This is a genomic window from Rhodococcus sp. R1101 (assembly GCF_000278445.1).
GTDB lineage: Bacteria > Actinomycetota > Actinomycetes > Mycobacteriales > Mycobacteriaceae > Rhodococcus > Rhodococcus gordoniae.
The window spans coordinates 1-9,345 of record NZ_AJVB01000119.1 but is presented as its reverse complement, the minus strand read 5'-3'; the positions used below and the strand labels follow the sequence as shown (position 1 = coordinate 9,345).

At 68.0% G+C, this 9,345-nt stretch carries 8 protein-coding genes; 4 read left to right on the top strand and 4 right to left on the bottom strand.

The window, feature by feature from the left end; translation table 11 throughout:
• Positions 1 to 632 (top strand): MFS transporter (locus R1101_RS26365; RefSeq protein ID WP_037222771.1); only part of this gene is annotated, 632 nt, incomplete at its 5' end.
• Positions 633 to 693: 61 nt separating this feature from the next.
• Here the strand turns inward: R1101_RS26365 and R1101_RS0110260 are convergent.
• A complete protein-coding gene (locus R1101_RS0110260; protein WP_016933344.1) occupies positions 694 to 1,092 on the bottom strand; it encodes a hypothetical protein in 399 nt (132 codons plus the stop codon).
• A gap of 74 nt (positions 1,093 to 1,166) precedes the next feature.
• Complete coding sequence (locus R1101_RS0110255) at positions 1,167 to 2,600, bottom strand: MDR family MFS transporter (protein ID WP_016933343.1); 1,434 nt, start codon at positions 2,598 to 2,600, stop codon at positions 1,167 to 1,169.
• A gap of 108 nt (positions 2,601 to 2,708) precedes the next feature.
• On the opposite strand from R1101_RS0110255, the gene R1101_RS0110250 reads away from it, so the two are divergent.
• On the top strand, positions 2,709 to 3,596 hold the full coding sequence (locus tag R1101_RS0110250) for a phosphoribosylaminoimidazolesuccinocarboxamide synthase (protein ID WP_016933342.1): 888 nt from the start codon (positions 2,709 to 2,711) through the stop codon (positions 3,594 to 3,596).
• A gap of 6 nt (positions 3,597 to 3,602) precedes the next feature.
• Positions 3,603 to 5,750, top strand: coding sequence for a S9 family peptidase (locus R1101_RS0110245; protein ID WP_016933341.1), 2,148 nt, complete (start codon positions 3,603 to 3,605; stop codon positions 5,748 to 5,750).
• An 83-nt stretch (positions 5,751 to 5,833) separates the two neighbouring features.
• On the opposite strand, the gene R1101_RS0110240 is transcribed toward R1101_RS0110245, so the two are convergent.
• Both R1101_RS0110240 and R1101_RS0110235 read right to left on the bottom strand, forming a co-directional pair.
• Complete coding sequence (locus R1101_RS0110240; protein WP_016933340.1) at positions 5,834 to 6,526, bottom strand: response regulator; 693 nt, start codon at positions 6,524 to 6,526, stop codon at positions 5,834 to 5,836.
• Positions 6,523 to 8,076: an ATP-binding protein gene (locus R1101_RS0110235; protein ID WP_016933339.1), complete on the bottom strand. Its 1,554-nt coding sequence runs from the start codon at positions 8,074 to 8,076 to the stop codon at positions 6,523 to 6,525. Before R1101_RS0110235 ends, R1101_RS0110240 begins: the two co-directional genes overlap by 4 nt.
• A gap of 261 nt (positions 8,077 to 8,337) precedes the next feature.
• Here R1101_RS0110235 and R1101_RS0110230 point away from each other — a divergent pair.
• Positions 8,338 to 9,345: cation:dicarboxylate symporter family transporter (locus R1101_RS0110230; RefSeq protein WP_016933338.1), on the top strand; the 1,008-nt coding region annotated here is incomplete at its 3' end.

Here is a 9,345-nt window from a genome sequence, read left to right as displayed (position 1 = left end):
AGGAATCACCGCTGAGATCGGTGATGTCGGGCTTCCGGTACGCGGCACACAACCGTGTGGTGGGGCAGGTGCTGATCGTGGGGTTCCTCGCGATGTTGCTGTCCGGCTGGGCCGTGCTCATCCCGGAATTCGCCGACGAAGTGCTCGGCGTCGGCCCGTCGGTGGTGGGCCTGCTCTACACGGCGCCTGCCGTCGGGGCCGTGGTGGGGTCGCTGACCAGCGGCTGGACCGGGTCGATCCGCCGGTACGGGCTGGTGGTCTACCTGCTCATGGCGGTCTCGGCCGCGGGTCTGGTGGGTGCCGGTGCGACCGGCATCCTCGCCGTGGTGCTGTTCGGTCTCGCCGCACACGGATTCGGTGACTCGCTCGCGGACGTCGTGCGGTACGCCACCGTCCAGCGCAACACCTCCGACGAGTACCGCGGACGGATCGCGGCGGTGTGGGGTGCGCAGGTGACGGCCGGTACCTCCGTGGGCGCCGTCGCGGCCGGCGTCGTGGCCTCCCTGGTGCCGATCTCCATGGCCCTGACCGTCTACGGCGTCGCCGGTGTGGCCGTCATCGCGGTGATGTTCGTCTCGACTCCGACGCTGCGGCGTTTCCGGGACGCGGGCGATCTCGAAGCCGTCGCCTGACGGACGGTTCCCCAGGACGAGAGGAGGCGGGGCCGGGTGGACACCCCGGCCCCGCATCGCGTCATGCTCGTCCGTCGCGCGCCCACGCCTCCACTGCCGAATATCCTTCGCTGACACCCTGGGTGTAGGCGACGAGTGCCCCGTACAACCGGGAACCTTCGGTGGCGAGCTCGATGGTGCCCACCCAGTCGGCAGCGCGCGCCATGACGTGCGCGGAGATGTCCTGCCGGTCGCGTGTCGCGGACGACACGATCCGGAACGCCTCGTCCGCGATCCGGAAGGTCTCGGCGACACCGCGCCAGAAGTACTCCGCGTCCATGGCCGAGCGCAGCGACTCGTAGTCCGTCGTGTCCTGCATCGCCGTGGCGTGTGCCAGTCGCCGCAGAGCGTGTTCCGCAGCCCCGACGGGGAAGTACGTCACGTCGTCGATGGTGTCCTTGCCGCCGCTTGTCGTTCTCACCGCAGAGATGGTGCCCGATTCCGAGCGAATACGAAACAGCGCATAGGTAACGGTATAGGCACGCGGCGTGTCGCCTACCCGGCCGCTGCCGGACGATTCGGGATCAGGCACACGCACGACACGAGCAGCCCGGCGCACACCAGAACGGCGACGAACACCGGCGCCACCGAGTCCGCCAACTGCGCCGCACCGGGAGTTCCGGTGACGGTCTCGTCCGCCGCTGCGCCCCCGAGGGCTGCATTGGCCAGCGCACCGAACACCGCCACGCCCACTGCGCTGCCGATCGCACGTGCGAAGGCGTTCGCGCCCGTGACGACGCCCCGCTCGGACCAGTCGACGCTGGACTGCGCCGCTATCAGCGCAGGACTGGCGATCAACCCCATCCCGAGTCCCACGAGCACGCAGCAGATCGCCACCTCCCAGGGAGCCGAATCCACCCCGACCTGCGTCAACAGCGCCGCGCCGCACAACAGCGGCACCGCACCCACCAGACCGGTGTTGCGAAAACCGATCCGCAGATAGAGCCGGCCCGACTGCGCCGCCGCGATCGGCCAGCCGATCGTCATCGTCGCCAGCGTGAACCCCGCGACGAGCGCCGTGGTGCCCAGCGAACCCTGCACGAACGACGGCACGTACGAGGTCAGGCCCAGCACGACCGCACCCACCAGGCACGACACCGCGCTGGTGGTGACCAGCACACGTCGCGTGAACAGCCGGATCGGCAGGATCGGCTCGGCGGCGCGGGACTCGATCCACACGAACACCGCGATCAGTGCTGCACCGGCGGCGAAGATGCCGATCCCGGTCGCCGACGTCCACGCCCAGGACTGCCCGCCCTCGAGCAGGCCGAGGATCAGCAGGGCGGCGCCCACCGCGAGTGTCGCCGCGCCGGCCCAGTCCACGCGCGGTCGCGGTCCCGACGGCGTGTCCTCGCGGAAGTTGCGGACGAGCACCCACGCCGCGAGGGCACACAACGGCACATTGATCCAGAAGATCCACCGCCACGACAGGAAGTCGGCGAAGACACCGCCCACGGCCGGGCCGATCACCGCCGACATCCCCCACACACTGGCGAGATAGCCCTGCGCCTTGGCGCGCTCGGCGACGGTGTAGATGTCCCCGGCGATGGTCTGGGCCATCGGCAGCACGGCGCCGGCGCCCAGGCCCTGCACCGCGCGGAACGCGATCAGCGCCGGCATGCTCCACGACAGCGCGCACAGCACCGAACCCACCGCGAACACCCCGATCCCGAACAACAGGATCGGGGTGCGGCCGAAGACGTCGGAGAGTTTGCCGTACACCGGGACGAGCACCGCCTGCGTGAGCAGATAGGCGGAGAACAACCACGGGAACTGGGTGAAGCCACCCAGGTCGGCGACGATCGTCGGGATCGCGGTGGCCAGGATCGTGCTCTCGAGCGCCACGAGGGCGGTGGCGAGCATCAGGGCGACGAGGATCGGACCCCGCTCGGACCCGAACCCGACGTCCACTCGCGACGATGCGGCCATGCCACTCCTGTTCCCACTCGTACGTTCGTTGTTCCACCCGGCTGTGAACGAGTGGGATATCCGCCACGGGGTGCGGTGCAGCCACTCGATGAGCACTAGGGTGTCAGCGTGCGTCCTTCACTCGAGTCCTACCAACACCTCGCCGGCGGCAAGGTGCGCGATCTGTACGTGATCGACGACGAGCACCTGCTCCTCGTCGCCAGTGACCGGATCTCGGCCTACGATCACGTGCTCGAGACCCCGATCCCCGACAAGGGGCGGGTCCTCACTGCGATGAGCGTGTTCTTCTTCAAGCTGCTCGACGCCACCAACAACCACCTCGCGGGAGAACCCGACGACGAGCGTATCCCCGAGGAGGTCCTCGGCCGCGCACTCGTGGTCAAGCGCCTCGAGATGGTGCCCGTCGAGTGCGTCGCCCGAGGCTTCCTCACCGGCTCCGGTCTGCTCGATTACCAGGCCACCGGCTCCGTCTGCGGTGTCACCCTGCCCCAGGGGCTCGTCGAGGCCAGCAGACTGCCCGAACCGATCTTCACCCCGGCCAGCAAGGCTGCGCTCGGCGACCACGACGAGAACATCTCCTTCGACGACGTCGTCGAGAAGGTCGGGCTGAACCTGGCGATGAAGCTGCGCCAGGACACGCTCGACATCTACGACCGCGCCGCCATGTACGCGTCCGACCGCGGCATCCTGCTCGCCGACACCAAGTTCGAGTTCGGTCTCGACAAGGCCGGCAATCTGGTGCTCGCCGACGAGGTCCTCACCCCGGATTCGTCCCGCTACTGGGACGCGAACGAGTACGAGGAGGGCAAGGTTCAGCCCAGCTTCGACAAGCAGATCGTCCGGAACTGGCTCACCGGACCGGAATCGGGCTGGGACCGCGCCTCCGACACCCCGCCCCCGCCGCTGCCGCAGCACGTCGTCGACAAGACGCGAGCTCGCTACATCGAGGCGTACGAACGTATTTCGGGACTGTCCTTCGACGATTGGATCGGCTGACCGCATATGACCTCCTCGAAGATCACTCCGCCGGTCGCGAAGAAGGTGCCGCTCGAGCGCACCCATCACGGGCACACCTTCGTCGACGACTACGAATGGCTGCGCGACAAGAACGACCCCGAGGTCGTCGCGTACCTGGAAGCGGAGAACTCGTACACCGAGGCGCAGACGGAGCATCTCGCTCCGCTGCGTGAAACGATCTTCGAGGAGATCAGGTCGCGCACTCAGGAGACCGACATGTCGGTCCCCACCCGGATGGGTGAGTGGTGGTACTACGCCCGCACGGTCGAGGGCAAGCAGTACGCGATCCAGTGCCGGTGCCCGATCGCCGACGCCGACGATTGGACACCGCCGAACGTGACCCCGGGCGTCGAGCTCCCCGGCGAACAGGTGCTCCTCGACGGCAACGTCGAGGCCGAAGGGCACGAGTTCTTCTCGCTCGGGGCGTTCTCGATCAGCCACGACGGCACGCTGCTCGCGTACTCGACCGATGTCGTCGGCGACGAGCGGTACACGCTGCGATTCAAGAACCTGGCCACGGGCGCGTTGCTGACCGACGAGATCCCCGGCACCGCACCGGGAGCGACGTGGGCGCTCGACCACAGCCACGTCTTCTATCAGACGGTCGACGAGTCGTGGCGGCCCGACACCGTCTGGCGGCACAAGCTCGGCACCGCCGTCGACGAGGACGTGAAGGTCTTCCACGAACCCGACGAGCGGTACTGGGTGTCGATCGGCTCGACCCGCAGCGAGAAGTACCTCATGATCTGGGTCGGATCCAAGATCACCACCGAGGGATGGGTACTCGAATCCGCCGACCCCACAGGCGAATTCCGTGTGATGCTGCCGCGCCGCGAAGGCGTGGAGTACGGCGCGGAACACGCGGTGATCGCAGGTGAGGACCGATTCCTCGTCCTGCACAACGACGTCGACCCCGAGACGGGCGACAAGGCCGAGAACTTCGTGCTCGCCGAAGCTCCCGTCGACGACCCGTCCGCCCTGCGCACCCTGATCGGACACCGGCACGACGTGCGCCTCGAGGACGTCGACGCGTTCGAAGGGCACCTCGTGCTCGGCTACCGTCGGGAGGCCCTCACCCGGCTCGCGGTGTGGCCGTTGACCGACGAGGGTTACGGCACGCTCACCGAACTCGAGTTCGACGAGGAACTCTTCGCCGTCGGGCCGGGCGCGAATCCCGAATGGACCCAGCCCACCCTGCGTCTGGGCTACACCTCGTTCATCACCCCGAGCCGGGTCTACGACTACACCGTGAGCACGGGTGAGCTGACGCTGCTCAAGTCGCAGCCGGTGCTCGGCGACTTCGACCCGTCGCTCTACGAGCAGCGACGCGACTGGGCGACCGCCGAGGACGGCACGACGATCCCGCTGTCGATCGTCGTGCGGAAGGGCACCCCGGAGAACGCGCCCACGCTGCTGTACGGCTACGGCTCGTACGAGGCCAGCATCGACCCGGCCTTCTCCGTCGCGCGGCTGTCGCTGCTCGACCGGGGCATGGTGTTCGCGGTCGCGCACGTGCGCGGCGGCGGCGAGATGGGCCGGCACTGGTACGAGAACGGCAAGTCGCTGACGAAGAAGAACACCTTCACCGACTTCGTGGCGTGCGCGCGGCACCTGATCGACACCGGTGTCACGAGCCCGGAGAAGCTCGTCGCCGACGGCGGTAGCGCCGGTGGCCTGCTCATGGGTGCGGTCGCGAACATCGCGCCCGAACTGTTCGCGGGCATCCTCGCGAACGTCCCGTTCGTCGACCCGCTCACGTCGATCCTCGATCCGTCTCTGCCGCTCACGGTGATCGAATGGGACGAGTGGGGCAACCCGCTCGCGAATCCCGAGGTGTACGAGTACATGCGCTCGTACAGCCCCTACGAGAACGTCGAGGCCAAGGATTACCCGGCGATCCTCGCGATCACCAGCATCAACGACACGCGCGTGCTCTACGTCGAACCCGCCAAGTGGGTCGCCAAGCTGCGCGCGACGAAGACCGGCGATGCGCCGTTGCTGCTCAAGACGGAGATGAGCGCGGGGCACGGCGGTGTGTCGGGCCGGTACGAGAAGTGGCGCGAGGTCGCGTTCGAGTTCGCGTGGGTGCTCGAGACGTCCGGTGCCTACCGCGCGGAGACCGCTGCGGGCTGAGCTCGGTATCCGCTCGCGTTCTCGCTATTCGCCGCAGCAATTGCCGACGCGAATGACGAACTGTGTAGCCGATAGCAGACCGCTCACCTGCGCAGTTCGTACCGGACCTGCGGTCGACCGGCGCGGCCGTATTCGGTGAGTCGGGTCGCGGCGCCGTCGTCGGCGAGCCGTTCGAGATAGCGCCATGCCGTCACGCGTGAGACCCCCACGGCCGATCCGACTTCCGCAGCGGTTCGCGGCCCGTCGGCGTGATGAAGGAAATCGGTGATCTTCGACAGCGTGTCGGGGGAGATGCCCTTGGGCGTGGACGGACGGGAACTGCTGGTGCGCAGAGCCGACATGGCACGATCGATATCGTGCTGGCCCGCCGCGGTCTCGGCGTCGCGCAACGCCGAGCGGTAGGCCACGTACTGTTCGAGCTTGTCCTGCAGTGCCGCGAAGGTGAACGGCTTGAGCAGATACAACACCACACCCCGCGCGACCGCCGTCCGCACGACCTCCAGATCGCGGTTCGACGTGACGGCGATGATGTCGGGACTCGGACGACCGGCGCTCAGGCGCGCAGCCACTTCGAGGCCGCTCGTGTCGGGGAGCCCGATGTCGAGCAGCACCAGATCCACCGGTGTGCCCACCCGCGCAGCCGACGCGACCGCCCGCACGGCGTCGCTACCCGTGTGCGCGACACCTACCACCTCGAATCCGTCCACCCTCCCGACGTATTCACGGTGGGCCTCGGCGATGAGCGGTTCGTCCTCGACGACGAGCACCCGGATCACGGCCGGCTCTCCAGGGGGATCACGGCGACGATCATCGAACCCAGCGACGGTTCGGTGCGCAGAGTTCCCCCGTGACGCGCCACGACCTGGGCGACGAGTGCGAGTCCGAGGCCGCGCTGCTCGGACTTGGTGGAGTAGCCGCGCTGCATGGCCCGGGCCAGCACCTCCGGCGACATCCCCGGCCCGCTGTCGGCGACCTCGACGATCATCGACGAATCGTCCCGACGCACAGTCACCTCCACCCACGGGTCGTCCGACGCATGGGAGGCGTCGATGGCGTTGTCGATGAGATTCCCGACGAGGGTGACGATATCGCGCGCCGGGATCGACGGAATCGGGCCCAGTTCCGTGTCGTCGGTGACGGTCAGTTCCACACCTCGTTCGGCGGCCTCGTCGATCTTGCCGAGCAGCAACGCCGACAGCGCCGGCTCGTGGATGGCACCGGTCAACCGGTCGATCAGGTGCTGGGAGACCGCCAGTTCCTGCGTCGCGAACGCGACCGCGTCCTCCGTCCGGCCGAGTTCGACCATCGTGACGATGGTGTGCAGACGGTTCGCCGACTCGTGGGCCTGCGCCCGCAGCGACTCGGCGAATCCGCGGACCGAGTCGAGTTCACCGAGGACACCGCGCAACTCGGTGTGGTCGCGGAGGGTGACGACGGTGCCGATGCGACGCTCGTTCCAGTTCACCGCGTCGCTGTTGACGACGAGGGTGCGGTCGCGCGTCAGGTGCACCTCGTCGCGTGCCTCGCCGGTGGTTGCGAGTTCGCGCAGTGTCTCGGGCAGGGCGTCGAAGGGGACCGGCCCGGTCGAGGGGAGACCGAGCAGGCGGCGTGCCTCGTCGTTGACGACGTCGACCTGCGGTGAGGCGCCGGGTGCTCCACCGAACACCAGTAGCCCTTCGCCGATCGAGTGCAGGACGGCGTCGTGGTGTTCGTACATGCGCCGCAGCTGGTCGGGATCGAGCCCGAGGGTCTGACGGCGCAGGCGCCGCGCGATCAGGTATCCCCCCGCCGCGGTGACCACGAGCCCGGCCGCCACCAGGCCGACGATGCCCGGCAGGCTCCGCACGAAGTTCTCGGCGATCCTCTCCCGTGTCACCCCGACCGACACGAATCCCACGAGCGTGCCGTCGTCGTAGACCGGCGCGATGGTGCGGATCGACGATCCGAGGCTGCCCGTGTACGTCTCGCTGAACGGTTGCCCGGACCGGGCCTCGTCGATGTGGCCGGTGTACGGGAGTCCGATCCGCTCCGGGACCGGATGCGTCACGCGGAGCCCGTCCGGGTCCACGATCACGACGAAGTCCACTCCGGTCGCCTCGCGGATCTGTTCGGCGCGCGGCTGGAGCGCGGCGGTCGGGTCGGGGGCGAGCAGCCCCTCGGCGATCTCCGGGAACACCGCGGTGGTCACTGCGATATCGGTCACGCCGCGACGGGTGGCGTCGTCGGCGTCGCGCCGTTCGTCGACGACGATGAGCGCACCCGCCACGATCGCTACCACCGTGAACACGACCGACTGGAGGATGAGCAGCTGGCCCGCCACGCTCATCGGCGGTCTCGCCTGGCGACGGTTCACCGTTCACCTCCCGTGAACACTATGTACACAAACTTCTCCCGCGGCGACCCGGCCACCACCATGTCCTTATGTGGACGTGATGCCGGTCACCGCCCGGGCGCGGAGCGGCCCTACCAGGGTCCCGTAGTACCCGACCGAACCACGGTCGATTCCCGAGTCCTCGCCGGTGCGTCACCGCATCCCGTTATCCGTGAACATCGCGCGACGAGCCCGCGCATGATCGAAGGGCACTCCATGAGCACCACAACCGTGCGGGGCGAGAAACGCCGCGACCGTACCCACTGGCTGTACATCGGCGTCATCATCGCCGTCGTCGCCGGTATCGCCGTCGGATGGCTGGCCCCCGAGACGGGCAAGTCGCTCGGTGTCCTCGGCACCATGTTCGTCGACCTGATCAAGATGATGATCAGCCCGGTGATCTTCTGCACCATCGTGCTCGGCATCGGGTCGGTCCGGGCAGCGGCGAGCGTCGGCCGGATCGGTGGACTCGCGCTGATCTACTTCGTGGGCATGTCGACCGTGGCCCTCGCGATCGGCCTGGGTGTGGGCAACCTGCTCGACCCGGGCTCGGGGCTCACCCTCGATCCGGCCAACGCCGGATCGGGTGCCGAACTCGCCGAGAAGGCGCATGCCGCCGGCGGCACCGTCGACTTCATCGCGTCGATCATCCCCACCTCCCTGTTGTCCGCACTGACCGAGGGCAGCGTCCTGCAGACCCTGTTCGTGGCGCTGCTCGTCGGCTTCGCCATCCAGGGCATCGGCAAGTCGGGTGAACCGATCCTGCGGGGCATCGGTCACCTTCAGAAGCTGGTCTTCCGCATCCTGACGATGATCCTGTGGCTCGCCCCGATCGGTGCGTTCGGTGCCATCGCCAACGTCGTCGGTCAGACCGGTCTGAGCGCGGTCCTGCAGCTCGGTGTGCTGATGATCGCCTTCTACCTCACGTGCGTCGTGTTCGTCTTCGGTGTTCTCGGATCGTTGCTGCGAGCGGTCTCCGGTGTCTCGGTGTTCAAGCTCGTCAAGTACCTCGCCCGCGAGTACCTGCTCATCTTCGCGACGTCGTCGTCGGAGTCCGCGCTGCCGCGCCTGATCGCCAAGATGGAGCATCTCGGTGTCCAGCGCACCACGGTCGGCGTGGTCGTGCCCACCGGTTACTCGTTCAACCTGGACGGCACCGCGATCTACCTGACGATGGCCGCCCTGTTCGTGTCCGACGCGATGGGCAGTCCCCTGAACATGGGT

Coding starts and splice junctions, on each gene's coding strand:
- R1101_RS0110235 (WP_016933339.1), bottom strand. CDS start 8,076: ATGAGCGTGGCGGGCCAGCTGCTCATCCTCCAGTCGGTCGTGTTCACG.
- R1101_RS0110255 (WP_016933343.1), bottom strand. CDS start 2,600: ATGGCCGCATCGTCGCGAGTGGACGTCGGGTTCGGGTCCGAGCGGGGT.
- R1101_RS0110245 (WP_016933341.1), top strand. CDS start 3,603: ATGACCTCCTCGAAGATCACTCCGCCGGTCGCGAAGAAGGTGCCGCTC.